The 21787-nt window shown below is 30.0% G+C and carries 23 protein-coding genes and 1 other RNA gene; 15 read left to right on the top strand and 9 right to left on the bottom strand.

Annotated elements, in window-relative coordinates; all coding sequences use genetic code 11:
* Nucleotides 1–30 precede the first annotated feature (30 nt).
* From HW119_RS02165 to HW119_RS02150, 4 genes are all read left to right on the top strand, one after another.
* A complete protein-coding gene (locus tag HW119_RS02165; RefSeq protein WP_177761055.1) occupies nt 31–537 on the top strand; it encodes a DUF4920 domain-containing protein in 507 nt (168 codons plus the stop codon).
* Entirely contained in the window at nt 537–986 is a 450-nt protein-coding gene (locus HW119_RS02160) for a hypothetical protein (RefSeq protein WP_177761054.1), read from the top strand. Before HW119_RS02165 ends, HW119_RS02160 begins: the two co-directional genes overlap by 1 nt.
* Complete coding sequence (gene mnmD / locus HW119_RS02155; protein WP_177761053.1) at nt 987–1655, top strand: tRNA (5-methylaminomethyl-2-thiouridine)(34)-methyltransferase MnmD; 669 nt, start codon at nt 987–989, stop codon at nt 1653–1655. It abuts the gene before it with no gap.
* Between the two features lie 81 nt (nt 1656–1736).
* Nucleotides 1737–1937, top strand: a complete 201-nt coding sequence (locus tag HW119_RS02150) for a hypothetical protein (RefSeq protein WP_177761052.1) — start codon at nt 1737–1739, stop codon at nt 1935–1937.
* Between the two features lie 38 nt (nt 1938–1975).
* Here HW119_RS02150 and HW119_RS02145 read toward each other — a convergent pair whose 3' ends face one another.
* Nucleotides 1976–2914: a LysR substrate-binding domain-containing protein gene (locus tag HW119_RS02145; protein WP_177761051.1), complete on the bottom strand. Its 939-nt coding sequence runs from the start codon at nt 2912–2914 to the stop codon at nt 1976–1978.
* A gap of 112 nt (nt 2915–3026) precedes the next feature.
* On the opposite strand from HW119_RS02145, the gene HW119_RS02140 reads away from it, so the two are divergent.
* Nucleotides 3027–3491, top strand: coding sequence for a Dps family protein (locus tag HW119_RS02140; protein ID WP_177761050.1), 465 nt, complete (start codon nt 3027–3029; stop codon nt 3489–3491).
* A gap of 47 nt (nt 3492–3538) precedes the next feature.
* On the opposite strand, the gene aroQ is transcribed toward HW119_RS02140, so the two are convergent.
* Nucleotides 3539–3952, bottom strand: coding sequence for a type II 3-dehydroquinate dehydratase (aroQ, locus tag HW119_RS02135; protein WP_177761049.1), 414 nt, complete (start codon nt 3950–3952; stop codon nt 3539–3541).
* A gap of 351 nt (nt 3953–4303) precedes the next feature.
* Here aroQ and HW119_RS02130 point away from each other — a divergent pair, with 351 nt between their 5' ends.
* Together HW119_RS02130 and HW119_RS02125 are read left to right on the top strand one after the other, a co-directional pair.
* The gene (locus HW119_RS02130) at nt 4304–4930 is read left to right on the top strand and encodes an OmpW family outer membrane protein (protein WP_177761048.1); all 627 of its coding nucleotides are present in this window, start codon (nt 4304–4306) and stop codon (nt 4928–4930) included.
* A gap of 113 nt (nt 4931–5043) precedes the next feature.
* Complete coding sequence (locus HW119_RS02125) at nt 5044–5832, top strand: porin family protein (protein WP_177761047.1); 789 nt, start codon at nt 5044–5046, stop codon at nt 5830–5832.
* Nucleotides 5833–5914: 82 nt separating this feature from the next.
* On the opposite strand, the gene HW119_RS02120 is transcribed toward HW119_RS02125, so the two are convergent.
* Nucleotides 5915–6823: an IS1595-like element ISBbi1 family transposase gene (locus HW119_RS02120; protein ID WP_005807145.1), complete on the bottom strand. Its 909-nt coding sequence runs from the start codon at nt 6821–6823 to the stop codon at nt 5915–5917.
* Between the two features lie 12 nt (nt 6824–6835).
* On the opposite strand from HW119_RS02120, the gene HW119_RS02115 reads away from it, so the two are divergent.
* Together HW119_RS02115 and xerA are read left to right on the top strand one after the other, a co-directional pair.
* The gene (locus HW119_RS02115) at nt 6836–7492 is read left to right on the top strand and encodes a porin family protein (RefSeq protein ID WP_255497952.1); all 657 of its coding nucleotides are present in this window, start codon (nt 6836–6838) and stop codon (nt 7490–7492) included.
* A 112-nt stretch (nt 7493–7604) separates the two neighbouring features.
* A complete protein-coding gene (gene xerA, locus HW119_RS02110; RefSeq protein ID WP_410503983.1) occupies nt 7605–8462 on the top strand; it encodes a site-specific tyrosine recombinase/integron integrase in 858 nt (285 codons plus the stop codon).
* Between the two features lie 25 nt (nt 8463–8487).
* Here xerA and rny read toward each other — a convergent pair whose 3' ends face one another.
* The 4 genes from rny to HW119_RS02090 form a co-directional block, all read right to left on the bottom strand.
* The gene (rny, locus tag HW119_RS02105; RefSeq protein ID WP_177761044.1) at nt 8488–10053 is read right to left on the bottom strand and encodes a ribonuclease Y; all 1566 of its coding nucleotides are present in this window, start codon (nt 10051–10053) and stop codon (nt 8488–8490) included.
* Nucleotides 10054–10099: 46 nt separating this feature from the next.
* Nucleotides 10100–10205, bottom strand: a non-coding RNA gene (ssrS, locus tag HW119_RS02100) — 6S RNA.
* A gap of 64 nt (nt 10206–10269) precedes the next feature.
* On the bottom strand, nt 10270–10569 hold the full coding sequence (locus tag HW119_RS02095; RefSeq protein WP_177761043.1) for a cell division protein ZapA: 300 nt from the start codon (nt 10567–10569) through the stop codon (nt 10270–10272).
* 5 nt (nt 10570–10574) lie between these two features.
* Entirely contained in the window at nt 10575–10865 is a 291-nt protein-coding gene (locus tag HW119_RS02090) for a hypothetical protein (protein WP_177761042.1), read from the bottom strand.
* Nucleotides 10866–11025: 160 nt separating this feature from the next.
* Here HW119_RS02090 and HW119_RS02085 point away from each other — a divergent pair, with 160 nt between their 5' ends.
* The 6 genes from HW119_RS02085 to HW119_RS02060 all read left to right on the top strand — a co-directional run bounded on the left by HW119_RS02085 (nt 11026) and on the right by HW119_RS02060 (nt 19971).
* Nucleotides 11026–12711 (top strand): M23 family metallopeptidase, encoded by a 1686-nt coding sequence (locus HW119_RS02085; RefSeq protein ID WP_177761041.1) that lies wholly within the window; start codon nt 11026–11028, stop codon nt 12709–12711.
* 14 nt (nt 12712–12725) lie between these two features.
* Nucleotides 12726–15185, top strand: coding sequence for a TonB-dependent receptor plug domain-containing protein (locus tag HW119_RS02080; RefSeq protein ID WP_317171500.1), 2460 nt, complete (start codon nt 12726–12728; stop codon nt 15183–15185).
* Between the two features lie 49 nt (nt 15186–15234).
* Complete coding sequence (locus HW119_RS02075) at nt 15235–15957, top strand: hypothetical protein (RefSeq protein ID WP_177761040.1); 723 nt, start codon at nt 15235–15237, stop codon at nt 15955–15957.
* A gap of 169 nt (nt 15958–16126) precedes the next feature.
* Nucleotides 16127–16837 (top strand): hypothetical protein, encoded by a 711-nt coding sequence (locus tag HW119_RS02070; protein ID WP_177761039.1) that lies wholly within the window; start codon nt 16127–16129, stop codon nt 16835–16837.
* 520 nt (nt 16838–17357) lie between these two features.
* On the top strand, nt 17358–18434 hold the full coding sequence (locus HW119_RS02065; protein ID WP_177761038.1) for an agmatinase family protein: 1077 nt from the start codon (nt 17358–17360) through the stop codon (nt 18432–18434).
* A gap of 193 nt (nt 18435–18627) precedes the next feature.
* On the top strand, nt 18628–19971 hold the full coding sequence (locus HW119_RS02060) for an FAD-dependent oxidoreductase (RefSeq protein ID WP_177761037.1): 1344 nt from the start codon (nt 18628–18630) through the stop codon (nt 19969–19971).
* A gap of 15 nt (nt 19972–19986) precedes the next feature.
* On the opposite strand, the gene HW119_RS02055 is transcribed toward HW119_RS02060, so the two are convergent.
* Both HW119_RS02055 and HW119_RS02050 read right to left on the bottom strand, forming a co-directional pair.
* On the bottom strand, nt 19987–21192 hold the full coding sequence (locus tag HW119_RS02055) for a hypothetical protein (RefSeq protein ID WP_177761036.1): 1206 nt from the start codon (nt 21190–21192) through the stop codon (nt 19987–19989).
* Nucleotides 21192–21779, bottom strand: a complete 588-nt coding sequence (locus tag HW119_RS02050) for a Crp/Fnr family transcriptional regulator (protein WP_177761035.1) — start codon at nt 21777–21779, stop codon at nt 21192–21194. The genes HW119_RS02055 and HW119_RS02050 overlap by 1 nt, the downstream gene beginning before the upstream one ends.
* Between the last annotated feature and the right edge of the window lie 8 nt (nt 21780–21787).

The raw sequence follows: 21787 nt of genomic DNA, 5'->3' as shown, positions 1-21787 counted from the left end.
GTATATTTGCCGAGGATAAATTTTAAAATCATGAAAAAAATATTTTTATTAACTATCGGAATTTCTTTTTTAGTTGCTTGTGCTGATAAAAAGGAACCTGTTAAAGATGAGGTTGTTGAGGAAGTAAGTTATACTGTTTTTGGCGATTCAATTTCGGCAGAAAATGTATTGTCTAAAGAAGAAATGGTAGCAAAATATGAAACTCTAAAACCTGGAGATACTTTAAACTTAAAATTCGGATCAGAAATTAATGCGACTTGTGCTAAAAAAGGTTGTTGGATGACTTTGGATTTAGGAAATGAAAAAGATGCATTTGTTAAATTTAGAGGTTATGAATTTTTTGTTCCAAAAGAAGGAGCAGAACAACATTATGCAATTGTTGAAGGTAAAGCTTTTGTGACTGAAGTTTCGGTAGATGAATTAAAACATTACGCAAAAGATAAAGGTGAATCTCAACAAGCGATTGATAGTATTGTTGAGCCAAAGAGAACTTTAAGTTTTATTGCTGATGGAGTTTTAATAGCTGATAAAAAATAATGAATAAGGTTTTAATTTTATTATTTGCGTCTGTTCTACTGTTTTCTTGTCAGAAAAAGAATTCAGAAGATTTAAAGACTGTAAATAATGATACTGTTGAAAAAAAATCTAAATTTCAGATGTACGAAATGTCTGAATTGGCATTATTGATGGAGCAAATGTATGCCTACAATCAACAGTTGCGTTCACGAATTATTGACAAAGATAGCTTAGGTCAATTTCCTGAGAAATTTGAAAATATTCATACAGCAATGATGACTGATCCATCTGATAACGATACCTTTTATCAAGAACAAGCTACTAAATATATCATTGCCCAAAAAGCAATTTATGATAATCCTGATGTAGCTCAAGAAAAATTCAATGAAATGGTTGAATCATGTTTAGCTTGTCATGCCAAAAAATGTGGCGGTCCAGTTCCGAGAATTAAAAAATTATTTATCAAATAAATGAAAAGAAAAGTAATTGAAACAGAAGATGGTTCAAATACGATTCTAATCGAAGCGTGGGGTGAAAGTTTTCATTCCATTCATGGAGCAATACAAGAAGCGCAACACGTTTATATCGAAAACGGGTTGCGTTTTGTTTTTCAAAAAAAATTAGAAACTATTCAAATTCTCGAAATTGGTTTCGGAACTGGTCTAAATTGCTTTATGACTTTGATTGAATCAGAAAAAAATCAACAAAAAGTTGTTTATACAGGTGTTGAAGGATTTCCCTTAAATAATGAAGAATGGAATAGTTTGAACTATAAACGTTTTTTTGATTCTAGTTTTGAATCAAAATTTTCTAAGATTCATCAAATAGATTGGGAAGATGAAAATGCTGTATCGTCCAACTTTTGTTTGATAAAAAGACAATTAATGTTCGAAAATATTAATTATGAAAATCAATTTGACTTGGTTTATTTTGATGCTTTTGGTTTTCAATATCAGCCCGAATTATGGTCAGAAGAAATTTTTATTAAAGTTAAGAAAGCCATGAAGCCAAATGGTGTTTTAGTTACTTACGCTTGCAAAGGTCAGGTAAATAGAATATTAAAAAGTTTAGGCTTTAAAATCGAAAAACTTGAAGGGCCTCCGGGTAAGCGAGAGATGACTCGAGCTATTTTAATTTAACTTGTGAATTTTTAATTTTTTTATGTTTTTTTTAATTAGTGTATTTAAATAAATACTATATTTATAAAAAATAGATTAAATATGAATGTCGTAGATCCCTTGAATTATGCAATTAAAGTTTTAACTAGCGTAAGTTTCGATAAGGAACTATTTAAAAAAGAATTAATTAAAGCTAGAAAAAAACTATTACCTTATGATTTAGAAAAACTTAATTTATGGTTGAAGGATTTTATACAAAACAAACCTGAATTAAATTCTCAAGAATTAGATTTTTCTTATTAATCAAATTTATAATTAAAAATAAGCTACTTACCAGTAGCTTATTTTTTTAGTTTAGGACTTATGATTTTTACGTCCTGAAAAGTAATTGCTCCTCTAACAACTCCAGAAATTACATTTCTTAAAGCCTCAATAATATGAGATTTTAATTCGCTTTTAAAATAAATCAAACTAACTTCTCTTGAAGGTTTTGGATCTTTAAACGGAATGATATTTTTTTTATCAACTTCATTTAAATTTAGTGAATGAAGATATGGCAATAAAGTAACACCTAAACCTTCGTTTGATAATTTTATTAAGGTTTCAAAACTTCCACTTGTCAATTCAAATTTTCTGTTTGGATCCGTTTTTGAACTTTTACAAATATTTAAAATTCCATTTCTAAAACAATGTCCGTCTTTTAAAAGTAAAATGTCATTAATATCTAAATCTTCAGGATCCATTTCAGTTTTTTCATTTCGGTAAGCTTCCGGAATGTAGCCAACAAAAGGCTCGTAATACAATACAATTTCTTTAATATCTTGTTCTAATAAAGGAGTCGCCGCAATAGCAGCATCAAGTTGTCCGTTTTTTAGTTTGTAAATAATCTCTTCAGTATTATACTCTTCAATAATAAGATTTACTTTTGGGTATTTATTAATGAAATTCGTTAAAAACATAGGTAAAATTGTTGGAGTAACCGTCGGAATTATTCCTAATTTAAACTCACCACCAATAAAACCCTTTTGTTGGTCAACAATGTCTTTGATTCGGTCTGATTCATTGACTATGTTTTTAGCTTGAATAACAATTTGTTTCCCAACTTCAGTTAATTGAATGGGTTTTTTATTTCGATCAAAAATTTTAACATCTAATTCTTCTTCTAGTTTCTGAATTTGCATGCTTAAGGTTGGTTGCGTAACAAAGCATTTTTCTGCGGCTAATGTAAAGTTTTGATGTTCGGCAACTGCTAATACATAATTTAATTGCGTAATAGTCATTTGTAAAAGAATTTGTCTATAGTTAAATAATAATTATCAATTTTATTTATACAAATATCGCGTATTTATTTGTAAATTTGAGTATATAAAAAAGAATTAAATTTTTAGACTTATGAACATTTTAGGCTTACCAATAAAAGAAACAGAAGAAAATATTAACTCATTAAATACTTTATTAGCGAATTTTCAAATTTATTATCAATCGTTAAGAGGTTTACATTGGAATATCAGAGGGAAACGTTTTTTTGATTTACATGTAAAATTTGAAGAATTATACAATAACGCTCAATTGCGCATTGATGGTATTGCAGAACGTGTTTTAACTTTAGGTGGTGTTCCTTTGCATACTTTTGATGATTATATGCAACGTAATAAATTAATTGTTGGAAAAAATATTTCTGCAGATGAAAAAGCTGTTGAATTAATTATTGACTCGTTGTCTAAGTTGCTAGTTATTGAAAGAGAAATTTTAGAAACAGCTTCTTCTATTAATGATGAAGGAACAACATCGATGATGAGTGATTTAATTGTCGAACAAGAAAAAGATATCTGGATGATGAAAGCTTTCTTGGGATAAAATATTTTTAAAGAAAAAGGTTCAATTTGAAAAAATTGAACCTTTTTTTATAACAAAGATTGCAATGCAAGATTGTAAGACTTTAAACCAAAACCAACAATAATACCTTTACAAACATTTGAAAGGTAAGACTTGTGTCTAAAGGATTCTCTAGCAAAAGTATTTGAAATATGAACTTCAATAACAGGTGTTGTTATACTCGAAATGGCATCTGCGATAGCAATAGAAGTATGTGTATAAGCACCAGCATTTAAAATAATTCCATCAAATTCAAAACCGACTTCTTGAATTTTATCAATCAATTCTCCTTCAATATTGCTTTGAAAATAAACTAAATCAATATTGTTAAATTGTTTTTTTAAGGAAGTAAAATGATTTTCAAAAGTTTCATTGCCATAAATATTTGGCTCTCTCTTACCTAGTAAATTAAGATTTGGACCGTTAATGATGATGATTTTCATTCTAGAAAGTTTATATAATAAAGATAAAAATTAATTTTTGATTTATGAAAGAATAAAAATATGATTTAACAATTCGATTAAAATTGATTTTGTTTTATGTATTGTTATTAAGTTAAATTAATGTAAATTTTTTTAAATTATTTATCTGTTGTTTTTTTTATAAGATGTTGATTTTTAGTAGTTAGTAAAAATAGTGGTTAAATATTATATGTTAATTATTTGTGTTTTTGATAATTTTATTTGTTAATCAGTTTTGTTAAAATTTGATTTTTATGTTAAAATTTGTATAATTTAATTTTGACGTAAGGGAATATTTGATTAATTTTGTCTCGTAATAATAAATATAAAAATATGAAAAAGATTTTATTATCATTGGCAGTTGTGGCTTTAGGTTATACTGCGCAAGCTCAAGAAGGTTACGGTTTCAACCAAGGAGACATTATGTTAGAAGGAAGTATTCGTTACTCAACTAAAGACAATAAAGCTCTTGAAATAAAAGAAAACGCTTTTAATTTTACTCCTCAAGTTGGATATTTCATTAGCGATAAATTTGCTGCTGGTCTTTATTTTGATTTATCAACTACTAAAATTGATAATTATTCAGGAACAACTAACATTAATAAAACAAATGCATTTAATGTAGGTGTATTCGGTCGTTATTATTTCTTAGAATTAGGACAACGTTTTAAATTCTACGGACAAGCTAATGTTGGTTTTGCAAATTCTAAAAATACACTTGAATTAGCTAATGCTCCAAAATTAGAAGCTAAAGGATCTGGTGTTAATGCTGGATTAGATTTAGGTGTGAACTATTTTGTTACTCCAAAAATCGCTATTAATTTCGCTTTCGCAAATTTAGTTGATTATACTACTACTAAACCAAAAGGTGGAAAAGCGCAAAACGATTTTAATATGAATATTAATAATTTCAATAACTTTTTTGATGCTGCAACGTTTGGTTTAACGTTCAAATTCTAATTTGTTACAATAATTTTAAAAGCCCTTCTTATTACAGAAGGGCTTTTTTAGTTAATTTAATTTTTTTTTGTATCATTGTTGTCAATAAAAATATTAATTTAACTAAATAGCTTATGAATGTAAAAATACTTTTGTTATTTTTTTTAGGTATGATTGGTTTTAATGTGAATGCGCAGTCAAATCCTAAAAATCCTACAGTAACTGGTGTTAAAGGAGGATTAAATCTGAGTAATTTATCAGCTGGTAAAAATACACAAGAAATGAAACCTGCATTTCATGTTGGTGGTTTCGTAGAGATGCCGCTGAGTTATTATAAAAAAGTGGCTTTGCAGATAGAATTACTTTACTCGAATCAAGGATACAAAGGTAAAGAGTTTGAAGTACGTGATGAAATAACAAATAAAGTCATTGGTAAAAATAAATTAGAAGACGTTTCATTACATTACTTGAACGTTCCGATTATGATTAAGTATTATATAAAGGATAATATTGCTGTTGAAGTTGGTCCACAGATTGGTTTTTTAATGGGAGCAAGCGGTTCTTATGATTTATATAAATTTTATGAATCTCGTCAGTATTTTATGAATTTTTCTTCGGAAATTGAACGTGAATTAGATGTAAATGGTTATATTAGTTCTGATTATAAAAAATATTACGACAAAGTTGATTACGGAGTTTCTTTTGGGCTTTCGTATAATTTTGAAAATGGAATTTTTGTTTCTGGGAGATATTATCTTGGTTTGAAAGATGTTTATAAGGCAGATAATAAGTATTCTAAAATCTTAATTCCAGAAGGAAGTCCAGAATTTGTTATAAACGAGATAAATAAATTAAACAGCGAATTGGAATTTAAGGAAGCAAAAAACACTTTAATTCAATTTTCTGTAGGTTATCGTTTTTAAATTTTTTTTGGCACAAATTTTGTTAAATAAAGTTAAACTTAATATAATTCATTTATGAAAAAAATTTTTTCTGATTATCCGTTTATGCACCTGTTATATTCGCAATTACTAGTCTGTCAAAGAGTTTGTCTCCAAAATACCGTCTGTTTAATTTGTAAATAAACTCGTTGAGATACAACTGTAAGTATTTCCTTTTGATTTTATGGTAGTTGCCCAGCAATGTCCGTTTTGCATTACTGATTGCGATATGCACCCATTTGAGTGTTTCCTTGGTGGTTTTGGCGTCTGATTTCTCGGTGACGTGCAATTCCACCAGATCGGAGATGTCAACGTAAGAAGTGCTTTTGTCCGAAAATACGATGGCATCATCCTCCATGCAGTCCCTGACCACGCCGTTGATTCCTTCACTTTGATGGCTATCCAGTACCCTGGCCTTGAAATAACGCACATGCTTCTCCTTTTTGCCCGTTTCGATATCTTCCAACGGGGTGCTTTCGGCCATCACCGCAACGTTCTGCTTTCCCTCGGCTCCCCGGCCACGTGTACCCTTGCCTCGCTCGATTTCCTTACTGGCCACCGAAAAGTAACCCTCATCCAGTTCTATCATCCCTTCCAGTGTATACCTTGCATCCCGGTTGCCCATCGCCCTGCGGAGTTTGTGTACCATCGCCCATACCGGTTCGTAACGCTTCAATCCTAATTGCTTCTGGAGTTCGTTGGTGGAGAATCCCTTTTTTGTGCAACTCATCAGGAACATCGTTTTGTACCACACCAGAAACGGCAGCTTGGAGCTCTCCATGATCGTACCGCTGCGCAACGAGGTGCGGAAACGGCAACCTTTGCATTCATAACTCCATTTACCCTGTAACCAATAATGGGAAGTGCCCCCGCATCGCTTGCAGACAACCCCTTCCTTATCACGCTGCTCCTTGAAATGCAAACGACAATCTTCCTCCGAACCGAAATGAGCCGTAAAACTGAATATGTTCATAATCCCTGCTTTTTGAGCGCTAATATACTAAAAATATTAGGTGTGTTTGCGGAGAATCAGAAAATTTTTACTATCGCTGCGTTTATCGCAATCGGATTTAGTGCTAACGCACAACAAGAGGTGAAATACGGTCCTAAAGCAGGGGTCAATTTTGCAAATCTTTCTAATACTGAAAGTTCTAAAATGCTAACAGGTTTTTATGTTGGTGGAGTTGCAGAAATTAAATTTTCTGACAAATTTTCTGTACAACCAGAGTTAATGTATTCTGCTCAGGGTGCTAAGTCTAAATATTCAGAAACTTTTTCTGGTCTAACTGTTGATTACAAAGAAACTTTTAAATTAGATTATATTAGTATTCCAATTTTGGCGAAATATTATATTGCTGAAGGTTTTTCTGTTGAAGCAGGGCCACAATTTAGTTTTTTAGTTAAATCTGAAATTAAATCAGAAGGAAGTGCTTTAGGTGTTTCTGAAACAGAAAAAACAGATATGAAAGATTTTACAAATTCATTTGATTTTGGTATTGGTGCAGGTGTTGCTTACGATTTAGCAAATGGATTCTTTGCCAATGCTCGTTACAATTTTGGTTTAACAGATGTTTGGAATGAAAACGAAGGTAAATCTGTTAATAATGGAGTTATTCAAGTTGGTGTAGGATATAAATTCTAATTCAACAAAAAAATAGTAAATTTAAGCCACCGTTTTTGGTGGCTTATTTATTTTTGAAAAATTGGAGAAATACATTAAACTTTATAAAAATTATTTAAAACTTGAACGCTCAATGGCTCAAAATACCATATCGAGCTATCTTTTTGATGTTTATAAATTTCAGAATTTTTTAAAATTTCAACACAAACAAATCGATTTTTTACAAGTTAATGAGAGTGATGTACGAGAATTTATTTATTCAATTTCTGAATTTATTGCTCCTTCAACACAATCGAGAATTATTTCTGGATTAAAAGGTTTTTATGATTTTTTAGTGTTGGAAAAATACATCAGCCAAAATCCGGTTTTGTTTATTGATATTCCTAAGCAAGGTCGTAAAGTGCCTGATTTTTTAGCTATTGAAGAAATCGATAAGATGATTTCTAATATCAATTTAAGTACAGATGAAGGAAATCGAAATAAAGCGATCTTAGAAACTCTTTATGGATGTGGTTTGCGTGTTAGTGAATTGGTTGATTTAAAAATTTCAGATTTGTTTTTTGAAGAAGGTTTTATTCGTGTTACAGGAAAAGGAAGTAAGCAAAGGTTTATTCCGATTGCCAATCAAACCATAAAATGGATTTGTATTTATAAAGACGAAATTCGTAATCATTTAAAGATTGATTCAAAAGATGAAGATGTTTTATTTTTGAATCGTAGGGGTAAACAATTAACCCGTGCAATGATTTTTACTATAGTTAAAGATTTGGCAAGCTTATCAAATATTCAAAAAAAAGTTAGTCCGCATACATTTAGACATTCATTTGCAACCCATCTTCTTGAAAATGGCGCAGATTTACGTTCTATTCAAGCAATGCTCGGACATGAATCGATTACTACTACAGAAATTTATATGCACGTTGATCGTTCGAGATTAAAAGAAGTAATTGATCAGCATCATCCTTGGTCTGATTTGAATAAAAAAAAATAGTTCGATTTTTAATCGAACTATTTTTTTATTTAGCTATGTTAACAGCTCTGGTTTCTCTGATGACAGTAATTTTTACTTGTCCTGGATAAGTCATTTCAGTTTGAATTTTTTGCGAAATTTCAAAAGAAAGATTTGCTGCCATTTCATCTGTTACTTTTTCACAATCTACGATTACTCGAAGTTCTCTACCAGCTTGAATCGCGTAAGCATTTTTAACACCTCCGAATCCGTGAGCTATTCCTTCAAGGTCTTTTAAACGTTGGATGTAAGAATCTAATACTTGTCTTCTTGCTCCAGGTCTTGCTCCAGAAATTGCATCACAAACTTGTATGATTGGAGAAATCAATGAAGTCATTTCTATTTCGTCATGGTGGGCTCCAATTGCGTTACAAACTTCAGGTTTTTCACCATATTTCTCTGCCCATTGCATTCCTAAAAGTGCGTGTGGTAAATCACTTTCAGTATCTGGTACTTTTCCGATATCATGTAATAATCCAGCGCGTTTTGCAAGTTTTACATTCAATCCTAGTTCAGCAGCCATAATTCCACAAAGTTTTGCAACTTCTCTTGAGTGGTGAAGTAAGTTTTGTCCGTATGAAGAACGGTATTTCATACGTCCAATTGTTTTGATTAATTCAGGATGTAATCCATGAATGCCTAAATCAATTACCGTTCGTTTACCAGTTTCAATAATCTCTTCGTCTATTTGTTTAGCTGTTTTTGCAACTACTTCTTCTATTCTAGCTGGGTGAATACGTCCGTCGGTAACCAAACGGTGAAGTGCTAAACGTGCAATTTCTCTTCGAACGGGGTCAAAACAAGAAAGAATAATAGCTTCTGGTGTATCATCAACAATGATTTCAACTCCAGTTGCAGCTTCTAAAGCACGAATATTTCTTCCTTCACGACCAATGATTCTACCTTTTACATCGTCTGATTCGATATTAAAAACAGAAACACAGTTCTCAATGGCTTCTTCTGTTCCTACACGCTGAATGGTGTTGATGATGATTTTTTTAGCTTCTTGCTGCGCTTGCATTTTCGCTTCTTCAATAGTGTCTTGAATGTGCGACATTGCAGATGTTTTTGCTTCAGCTTTTAAACTTTCTACCAATTGATTTTTTGCTTCTTCAGCAGATAGTCCAGCAATTAATTCCAGTTTTTCAACTTGAATCTTATGCATTTTTTCTACTTCTTCAGATTTGGTTTCAACAATTTCAAGTTTTGTTTCGTATTCACTGATTTTTTTCTCGCTTTCTTCGGCAGCTTTTTTCGCTTTTGCTAATTCACTTGAGATTTGAGATTCTTTATCGCGAGTTCTTTTTTCTACCTCAGCTATTTTCTTATCGCGAGATAAAATTACTTGTTCGTGTTCAGCTTTAAGTTCAATGAATTTTTCTTTTGCCTGAAGAATTTTTTCTTTTTTGATAGATTCTGCTTCTATACGCGCATCTTTAAGAATAGTTTTCGATTCGTTTTGTGCGTTTTTTAATATTGAAGAAGCGTTGTTTTTTTCTAGATATTTTGCAATTGCAAATCCTATTCCTGCTCCAGCAATAACACTAATGATAATAAATATTACTGTATCCATAATATGTTTGATAGTTAAAAAAAAGCCTACATTAGGTGAGTTGTATAAACTCTTAAAAACAAGTTTTGAACTATCCTGCTGTTCAAGGATCTACTCGAGGTAGCGTGCTTTAGTAGCAAAGTTTCGTTCATTTTAATTTGTTGGCGTTGAGTTTATCAAAACGTTTCTAATGTAGGCAGTATTGTAAGTTCTTAAGCGAATTAAGAAATTATAATTTTAAATATTTTTGTTCAAAACAAAATCTATTTTTTCATTAATCTTTTTCAATCTCAATATAGCATCTTCGTACTCTTCTGTACTATGAATCTTTTGATTTTCTTGTGCTGAAGCAAATTGAAGTGCACACATTGCTAAAACATCTTGTTTGTCGCGTACGGCATAATTTTCTTCATATAGTTTGATCATGTTTTCAATTTTTTTAGAAGCGGATCTTAAACCTTCTTCCAAGTTAGATTCTACCGTTAATGGATAAACTCTATCTGCAATTGAAATTTTTATTTTTAATTTCTCTTCCATAGTTTTTATTTTGAAAGTTGAGAAATACAATGATCAATCTCACGGATTAATGAATTTATTTTGAGTTTTGTTTCTCTTTTATGTTCTTCACTGCCAAGTAATGAATTTGCTAATTTTAACGAATCGTAATTCAATTTTAATTGATTTAGATTTTCATTAATTACTTTTTTCTCTTCAAATTCTAAAGCTAATCTCTTTTCTAATTCAATCTTCTCTCGCTCTAAAATATCGATTTTATTTATAAGTGCCTCTAATCTAGCTTCAATAGTATTTATTAAAATATTAAGTTCACTCATAGTGCAAAAAATCATTACAATTACAAAGTTAGTTTTTTTATTGAAAAAAAAAATAGGTTGCTAATAAAAAATAATAATAATGTAAATTATAATTTATTTTTAAATAAAATTGTAACTTTAAGTGTGAAAAATGAATTTTAAATTGTTTTCTCGTGCAAATATGAAGAATTTTATAACAGCATTTCTTCTCTTTTCCAATTTTATCTATTCTCAAGATTATCCGCAAGATTATTTTGGTAAACCACTTGGAATTGATATGAATGTAACTGGTAGTTTTGGTGAATTGCGATATAATCATTTTCATTCAGGAATTGATTTTAGTAGTAATCGAAAAATTGGAGAACCTGTTTTTGCGGTGGCTGATGGAGAAGTTGTGCGCATTCAAATAAATGAAAAAGGATATGGTAAAGTTGTTTATATCAAACATCCAAATGGATTTACTTCTGTTTATGCGCATTTAAATGATTATTATGGAGGAATTCGTGATTATGTAAAAGCAAGTCAATATAAAGAAAAAAAATATGCTCTTGAAATGTTTCCGTTAAAGCATGAATTGCTAGTTAAAAAAGGTGATATTATTGGATATGTCGGAAATACTGGAAGTTCTGGTGGACCGCATTTACATTATGAAATTCGTGATACGCAAAGCGAAGAAATTATAAATCCGTTTTTGTTTGGTATTGGTTATTTGATTTCTGATGTTGAAAAACCCATAATTAATGCATTGGTCGTTTATCCAGTTTCGACAGATGCAGTTACAAACGGTGAAAATGTTCCCTTGATTTTGAGTTTAAACAAACAAAGCGACGGAGTTTACATTTCAGAAAAAGTAAAAGCCAAAGGAACGATTGGTTTTGGTATAAATTCCTATGATGTTATGAATAACCGTTATTCAAAAAACGGTGTTTATAAAATCGAAACGTATTTGAATGGATCAAAAACATACGAAATGATTTTTGACCGATTTAGTTTTGATGAAACTCGTAAAATTAATTTAGTTATCGATTATGAACGTTTAGGTTTAACCAAAGATCGCGTTCAAAAACTTTTTAAGAGTACAAATTTTGATTTGAATTTAATTAAGTCGATTAAGAATAACGGAAAAATTAGTATCGAAGAATATGACTCATACAACTATAAAATTGTAATTTCAGATTTTCATAATAATAAAACAGAAATTAATGTTCCGATTACTTTTAGTGATGACCAAGCCCAATTAGTTTCAAATCCAATTCAAAATTTAAAACGAATTGATTCCAAACGAGATTATATTTTGTCAGAAAGCAATGGAACAATTGAATGGCCAGCCTTGACTTTTTATGAAGATTGTGAACTCGAAATCGTTTTTACAGAAAATGAGATTAAAATACATCGCGATTTAATTCCGCTAGACAAAAGTATAACGGTTCAGTTTGATTTATTAAATTCGGATATAAATCCAGAAAAAGCTTTTATAGGTCTTGTAAACGGAAATTCAATTTCTTATTTTCACACTTGGAAAAAAGATAATAAACTAAGTATTCGAACAAAAAGCTTAGGAACATATAAAATTTTTGAAGATTTAGAAGCTGCTTCAATCAAATCTTTTAATTTTACAGAAGGCAATAATCTTACAGAAAATGACGTTCTCGTTTTTGAAGTTGAAGATAGTTTATCTGGAATTAAAGAAATAAACGGTTATGTAAATGATCAATGGGCTTTGTTTGAATACGAATATAAAGATAAAAAAATCACACATCAATTAAAAGATGGAATTGCCAAAAAAGGTTTGAATAAAGTATTGATTTCGGTTACCGATCAAGTCGGAAATAATAGTACTTTTGAAACCAACTTTCAAATGAAATAAAATAAACTCAAGTTTTGAAGATAAAATCAATTTATACCTTATCAATTCTTTTATTCGGATTGGTGTCTTTTGCTCAGACTGCAAAAATTAAAGGGTTGGTTCTTAATGTAAATAACGAATTGGTTTCTGACGTTTCCATTAATGTAGGGAATGAATCTACAGTAACTAATCAAAATGGATTTTATGAATTGTTGGTTCCAGCAAATCAAGAAATTAAAATTTATTATACGCATTTAGGTTATCAAACGGTTATTCTAAGTCAATATTTGCAAACCAATGAAGATAAAGAATTGAATATTCGCTTCAATCAAAAATCAGAACAATTAGCAGAACTGGTTATTGATAAAAATACCAAAGAAAATGTTCAAGGTTTAACGGTTATTTCGCCAAGAGTTATTCGTTTGATTCCTGGTGCAAATGCGGGTGTTGAAAATATTTTGAAAACCTTACCTGGTGTATATTCAAATAACGAGCTGAGTACATCTTATGCAGTTCGCGGAGGAAATTATGATGAAAATTTGGTTTATGTAAATGAGATTGAAGTTTATCGTCCGTTTTTGATTCGTTCAGGTCAACAAGAAGGTTTGAGTTTTACGAATACGGCAATGGTTTCTAATGTCGATTTTTCTGCTGGAGGATTTCAAGCAAAATATGGCGATAAGCTTTCGTCTGTTTTAGATATTACGTACAGAAATCCAACCAAGTTTAAAGCTCAGTTAGAAGCAAGTTTGATGGGCGGAAGTGCTACAGTTGATTTGGTTTCTAATAATCAAAAATGGAGTAATATTTCTGGAATTCGCTATAGAAATAATGCCTTACTTGTTAATACGCAAGATACAAAAGCACAATATGATCCTCGTTATGTAGATTTTCAAACGCTTGTAAATTTTAATGCTTCGTCAAAATGGCAATTGAGTTTCTTGGGAAGTATTTCATCAAATGTTTATCATATTGAGCCAGAAACCCGAGTTACTAATTTTGGTACAATTGATAACCCAGTTACCTTATTAATCAAATACGAAGGACAAGAGTTAGATAAATATCAAACCTATTTTGGAGCTTTTAAAGCAGCTTTTAAACCAAACGAAAATTCAATTTATAAGTTTATAGCTTCTGCATATCATACCAAAGAAAGTGAATATTACGATATTTTAGCTTCATATAATTTGGCAGAAGTAGATCGGAATATTGGTTCTGATACTTTTGACGAAATAAAATATACGCGTGGTTTAGGAACTCAATTGAATCACGGGCGAAATGATTATGATGCTTTAATCGCAAGTGCCGAAATTAAAGGACAACATAATGTAAATGAAAATAAAATCGAATGGGGAATTCGTTATGTATCTGAAGATATTCGAGACCGTTTATTGGAGTGGGAAGTAATTGATTCAGCAGGTTTTTCTTTAGCTGCACCAATTTTAGATTTCAAAAACAATCAACCTTATTCGCCTGATGTTTATCCATTAGAACCGTATCAAAGTGTTAGAGCAACAAATTACGTTAAAATAAATCGTTTTAATGCTTTTGCACAATGGTCAAAATTAACTCAAATAGGTGAACATCAAGTTTGGTTAAATGCTGGAGTTCGCACTCAGTTATGGAATGTTGATGATAACGGAGAAACCAATAAAACGCAGGCTACAATTAGTCCGCGTGCACAGTTTACAATAAAACCAAACTGGAATACAGATATGTTGTTTCGTTTTGCTGTTGGTATGTATCATCAACCACCAAATTATCGCGAATTACGTGCTATGGACGGAACGATAAATGCTGATTTAAAAGCGCAACAATCAACACATTTTGTTTTAGGAAACGATTTTAGTTTTAAAATTGACGACATTCCTTTCAAATTAACTTCTGAATTGTATTATAAGAATTTGACCAATGTCAATATTTACACATTAGAAAATGTTCGAATTCGATACATGGCGGATAATTTAGGAACCGCTTATGTTTATGGTGCAGATTTTCGTTTACATGGCGAATTGGTTCCTGGTTCAGAATCTTGGCTTTCATTCGGTTATCTAAAAACAGAAGAAAATTACAACGACCGTGGTTATATTGCTAGACCAACAGATCAACGCTTGAAATTTGGGTTGTTATTTCAGGATTATATGCCAGCAATTCCAAACCTTAAATTGTATTTAAATTTAGTTTATAATACAGGTCTACCAGGTGGTTCGCCTACATATGCGGATCCATATATGTACCAATCAAGATTGAAAGATTATAGACGTGTTGACGCTGGTTTCACTTATGTATTCAAAGATGAAGGAACAAATTCTAATAAAAAATGGTTAAAAGGATTTGATGAAGTTTCTTTAGGATTTGAAATTTATAATTTGTTCAATAATCAAAACGCAATTACAAAAACTTGGGTTCGTGACGCATATTCTAAGTATATGTACGGAATGCCAAATTATATGACGCAAAGAATGATTAATGTAAAATTAAATATGAGAATGTAATTGACTTTACTCTAAATCTTTTTATATTTGATGATAAATAAAACAGAGTATGTTTTCAAAAAATATTTTCGCATTGCTGTTGATTGGAGTTGCTTTAGTTTCTTGTAAGAACGAAGAAGAAACTCCAAAAGTTATCTATCCAGAAGAAAAAGATAATGTCGATTTTCAGAAAATTGATTCTACAGAAATAAAAATTGCAGATTTACCAATTTTACTAAAGGGAGCAGATTATATGTTGCATCCTGTTGGAGACGTTCGCGTTTACAGTACTGGAAATTCGAAATACGGTTCGTCAAAAACCAAACATGTAAGTTACAAGGTTTCAAATTATAGTTCGCCAGAAATCACAGGTTATATGTCTAATGTGATGTTTCAGCATAAAGATTCGTTAGATTTAAAACCTTTGACAGAAAACAAAATGCAAATTCAGAGCATTACGTTTCTTGATGAGTTTGCGTTGAAAACAGGTAAAAAATTATTGATTTATTCCTTGGTCGATAAAGATACTAATCGAGATGGAAATTACGATTCAAACGATATCAAAGCATTGTATATCTCCAATGCAAACGGAACAAACTTTACTAAATTAACTCCAGAATTTCAAGAATTATTAGATTGGAATGTGGTTTTAGAAAATAATCGTTTGTATTTTAGATCCATTGAAGATATAAACAAAAATGGTGAATTTGATTCGAAGGATGCTATCAATTACTATTATATCGATTTGAATGATCCGAAATGGGAATTACAATCATATTCTCCTTTAAAATAAATTCAAAAGTCAGCATAAAAAGCTGACTTTTTTATTGTTTAAACTTTCAAATTGATTGACTACATTTGTATAAGCTTTCAAATGATTTTAACTTAATGAACAGTAACTAGCTTTTTGTTCTTTTTATTGAAGTTCTTGATCTAAAATATAATTATTGAAAAACATTCACATGAAAAAAAATCTTTTACTACTGTTTTTATCAATTGCAATATTTTCTTGTTCATCAAATGATGAAGATAGTAATTTGATTACAGATTTAACAGGTAAATTAAAATCTACTCAAAAAGATGGAGAAGAAAGAATTTATAGCTATAACAACTATGGTTTTATAACAGAAATAACCACAAACAAACAAGATAATTTCAACATGAAATATACCTACGAAGGAAATAAAATAGTATCAATGTTAGGAATATCGAATGGTCTTGGAATTGGTGAAAATTATATATATTCTGGAAATTTAATTTCTCAATCTGTTTCTTTAGGAGATTATTTTCAACGAAGTAATGATTTTTTTTATGACTCATCAGGCTTTCTTGTTAAAACTATTAGATATACAAAAGAAGGAAATGCCCCAAGAAAAGAAACAAGTATCGAAGAATATACTTATGTAAATGGAAATTTAGTTTCTGAAACAATAACTATTACTGGAACAGGAGAAATTTTCTTAAGTAATTATGAATACGATGATAAAAAAAATCCTATATACGCATCTTTTCCTGATGCATTTAATAAAATTATTATTGCGTCTAAAAATAACATAATTAAATTAACTAATGAAAATGATGGAGTAAAATTCTACCAGTATGAATATAACGATTTAGGTTTTCCAATTAAATCTGTTTCTAATGGAGAGGTGGAAACTTATCAATATAATTAAAATAAAAATTAGGATAGCGATTAGAAATTCTTTTTTAATACTAAAGTTAAACATAAATAAAATGACAAATGATAATTTAGATTATCATTTAAGAGAAACTTAATTCAAGTCAAATTACTTGTCGCTGTGTATTTTTTCAATTTTGTCGATTAAATTTAATAATTCATTTAGTTGCATAAAGCCTTTTTCAAAGCTTAGAAATAAACTTTTTATTAATAGATTTGAACATATTCTTTTTTGTTAAAATTACATAAAAAACTTATTTCATTAAACTAAAAATAAATATAACGAGTTAAATAGTTGATTTTGATCAATATATAAAATAGGGTTGATTAAGTTTGCTTTTTTGTTTTTACAAACTCTTAAATATAAATAAATCGAAATTTTAGCTATTTTGTAAAAAAAAATCAATTTAAATAGTAAAAAAAGCTAGCACTAATGCTAGCTTTTTTTTGTTAACTAATTATTTCTAGGTATTCAAACAAAAATGATACATTTGTAAAAAATTACTGAAATTAAAATGTCAACAAAACAGTCAAAGATTGATAACTTCGATCCTTCACAACCAGGTTTAGCAGATGCTAATATTTATGGTTTACCATTCACTGCAGAAGAAAGTGAAATCATCATTGTCCCAGTTCCTTGGGAAGTTACAGTAAGTTATGGTGCAGGAGCATCAGAAGGACCAGAAGCTATTTTTAATGCTTCTTTTCAAATAGATTTATTACATCAAGAATTTCCAGAATTATGGAAATTAGGAATGTTTGTAGATGAAGCTCCAGAATCTTGGGCGACATTAAGTGAAAAATATAAAGGTTTAGCACAACCAATTATCGAAGCTTTAGAAAACGGTGAAGACATCGAAACATTTCCTACATTACAATCAGATTTAGATAAAATCAACAAAGCTTGTAAAACGCTAAACGAAGAAGTGAAAGCTAAAGTTTTACATTGGCAAAATAAAGGTAAACGTGTGATTTTATTAGGTGGAGATCATTCAACACCACTTGGATATTATCAAGCTTTAGCTGAAAATAATAAAGATTTCGGAATTTTACATTTCGATGCGCACATGGATTTGAGAAAAGCTTACGAAGGTTTTACTTATTCTCACGCATCAATTATGTATAATGCCATTCAATTAACTGAAGTCTCTAAAATTGTTCAAGTTGGAATTCGCGATTTCTGCGAGCAAGAAGTTGAGGTTGTAAAATCATCAAACAAAGTAATTGTTCATACAGATGCTGATTTAAAAACAGCGCAATTCGAAGGGAAAACTTGGAAGCAACAATGCGATGAAATCATCAATGAATTACCAGAAAACGTTTGTGTTAGTTTTGATATTGATGCACTATATCGTTGGTATTGTCCAAATACAGGAACGCCAGTTCCGGGAGGATTATCTTACGAACAAGCGACTTATTTATTAAATCAGTTAGCGGTTTCAAACAAAAATATCATCGGAATGGATTTAGTTGAGGTGGCTCCAGGTGATGATGATTGGGACGGAAATGTTGGTGCCAGATTACTTTTCCATATGTGTGGCGTTTTTGCTAAAAACAACAAATTAAATGTAGGTAATAGAATTACTTTCTAAAAATATGAAATCCCCGATTAGGGGATTTTTTTTGCATATAATGCAACGAAATAAAAAATATAAAGTCTAAAAAACATATTTTATAGAATTTAGAGCTATTCATAGTATAATTTATTGTTCTACTTAATATTAAATTTGTACTTTTAGGCATTAATAATTTTTTGTTTTTTTATAAAACAAGGAAACTTCAGAAATGAAACAAGATTCTCAAAAAATAGCAGTAATCGGAGCAGGTTTAGTAGGTACGTTATTAGCTATTTACTTAAAAAAAGCAGGTCATGATGTTCATGTTTTTGACCGAAGCGCCGATATCAGAAAAATAAAATTTTCAGGAAGATCAATAAATTTAGCGATTTCAACTCGCGGTTGGAAATCTCTTGACGATGTTCAGATTGGAGATCAAATCAGAGAAATTGCCATTCCGATGGATAAACGTGCCATTCACAAAAAGGACGGAACACTTGCTTTTCAGAAATACGGAATGAAAGGCGAAAGTATTTATTCAGTTTCTCGTGGTGGATTAAATCGTTTGATGATTGATATTGCTGAAGAAAAAGGAATTCAATTTCATTTTGAACAAAAAATTTGGGATGTTAATCTTGAAGAAGCAATAATTCATATTGGTGAAACGGAAAGAGGCGATTGGGAGGATTTAAAATTCGATAAAGTTTTTGGAACCGACGGAGCTTTCTCTCGTGTTAGACATCGTATGCAACGTCAAAATCGTTTTGATTATAGCCAGATTTTTTTAAAATTAGGTTATAAAGAATTATGCATTCCGGCAAACGAAGACGGAACTCATAAAATTGACCCAAACTCATTTCATATTTGGCCGCGAAGCGAATTTATGTTGATTGCTTTAGCTAACGAAGACGGAAGTTTTACCTGTACGTTGTTTATGCCATTTGAAGGAGAAAATTCGTTCGAAGCCATAAATACTGAAGAAAAAGTAACTGATTTTTTCTTGACTAATTTCCCAGATACCAAAGAATTAATTCCAGATTTGGTTGCAGATTATTTTAAAAATCCAACCAGTTCATTGGTTACCATGCAATGTTATCCTTGGACGTACAAAGATAAAGTTGCATTGCTTGGCGATGCGGCTCATGCAATTGTTCCGTTTTATGGTCAAGGAATGAATGCTGGTTTTGAAGATATTTCAGAAATGTATCGTCAAATGGAAAAACATGGAAATGATTGGGAAACGATTTTTGAAGAATATCAAAAAGTTCGTAAACCAAATGCTGATGCAATTGCCGAATTATCTTTTAGAAATTTCATCGAAATGGGAACAAATACAGCAGATGAAAAGTTTTTACTTCAAAAGAAAATCGAAGCTAAGTTTACCGAGAAATATCCAAATAAATGGTTGCCTTTGTACGATAGAGTTACGTTTAGTTTAAATCCGTATGTTGATGCTTTAGCGATTGGTGATCAACAAAAAGGAATTATGGACGAAATTATGTCTTTAGAAGATATCGAAAATATTTGGGATTCAGAAGAAATTGAAACCATGATATTATCAAAATTAAAATAGAAAAAGCAACCTTTTTTAGGTTGCTTTTCTTTTTAGTGTTGATAAATAAAGCCAGCCGATACTTATGACTAATAAAGCTGCAATTACCAAAAGTATTTTATTAACGTAAGAAAAATGGATTTGTATAAATGGTCCCAATCCTTGAGTGACTAAAAAAATTTCATTTAAAATAATACTTACAGTTACTGTCGATAAAGCATATTTTGTCGTTTTACTTGCTGTTATAATTTGTTGTTTAAAAATAAAATATAACAGAAATAATGAAACAACTCCTAATAAAACCAAGTGTAAAAAAGCTATAATAAAAGGTCGGTTTTGATAAGCCATTTCTGCAAAACTTGGGATGGATAAAAGAGCTTGTAATAAAAATTTAATATTTAAACAAAGACTTATAACGATTAGTATAAATTGTAAATATTTGGGTTGACTTTTTAATTCATTTTTATAATTGACTAAAATAATTTTTTGCATTTTTAACCAAATTAAAAATTGAAAAACCCCAAAAAATGCAATGACTGCATAAATTATTTTTGGGATATCAAGCCATAAAATCGATAATCCATAAGTGATTAATGTCGAAATAAACATTAAGTAAAATAATTTATTTACTGATTTTGTTGTGTTTAGCTTTAGATTAAATAGCGATAAGAATAAGCCTATACAACCAAAAATAAACCATCCGTTATACTGAAAATGTAAATAAAAATAAATGGAAGAAGAATATAAATCTAAATTTATTTTATCTGCAGCCATGGTGTAACCTAAAAAGAAAGTTCCTAAACTCGAGATGAAATTAAAAATTAAAGCACCATAAAACCATTTTAAAGAATTTTCATGGTCTAAATTTTTAGTGTCTTTATAAAAATAAATCAAAAAAACATAACCAATTACAATGGATATGGTTAAAAATAAAATTGATAAACTAAAATAGCCTTTGAATAGAAAAGTAAAAAGAATTGCATAAGAACAAATCATATTGGCTATCAAAATAGAGACATATTTATTTAAAGCAATATCATTTTTATCTTTAATGTAATTTATCAATAAGACCATTAAAGTTTGGCTAATCCAACCTATAAATGCAAAATGAGAATGTGCGTGTAAAACATTCTTTTGTTCTAGTGGTAATTCATAAGCCATTTTTAAACGCAAATACAAGCCAAGTAATGCGACGATAAAAAGATTTAATACCGAGAATTTTAGCCAAAAACCTATTTTCATCAATAATAAATTTTGTGATTTATAATTTCAACCTTTTTCTTTTGCTTCATTTTAGAAAGAGCTCGGATTACTGTTTCAACTCTTAATCCTGTAAAATTTGCGATTTCTTGTCTTGTATATTTGATTTGTTCTTTTTCTTGTCTTGTTTTACAAGTATCTAAAAAAGCTATTATTCTAAATTCAGGTTTCTGATTTATAATGTCTTTAGATGTATTTGCTTTATTGTAGATACGTCTTGCAAGCAATTTTAAAAAATCGGATTGAATAACTGGAAATTGCTCTAATAAACTGAAAAAATTAATTTTTGATATTTTAATTATTTTCGTTTTTTTTAATGCAACTGCTGTTGCTGGATATTTTTCCTCGATAATTAAAGGTGGTTCACCAAAACTTTGCCCTTCACAGAAATAACCTTGAATGTATTCTTTTCCGTCTTCATTGATGTTAATCATTTTTACACCACCTTCAACAATCTGATAATAAAACCTAGCCAAATCATCTTCACAGAAAATAGTTTCTCCAATTTCATATTCTTTGAAAAAAGCTCCAAATTCAATTAATAAGTCAATTTCAACTTGAGGTTTCATTTTTTTTA

This window comes from Flavobacterium sp. I3-2, assembly GCF_013389595.1.
Lineage (GTDB): Bacteria > Bacteroidota > Bacteroidia > Flavobacteriales > Flavobacteriaceae > Flavobacterium.
This window is presented reverse-complemented; position numbering and strand designations above follow the sequence as displayed.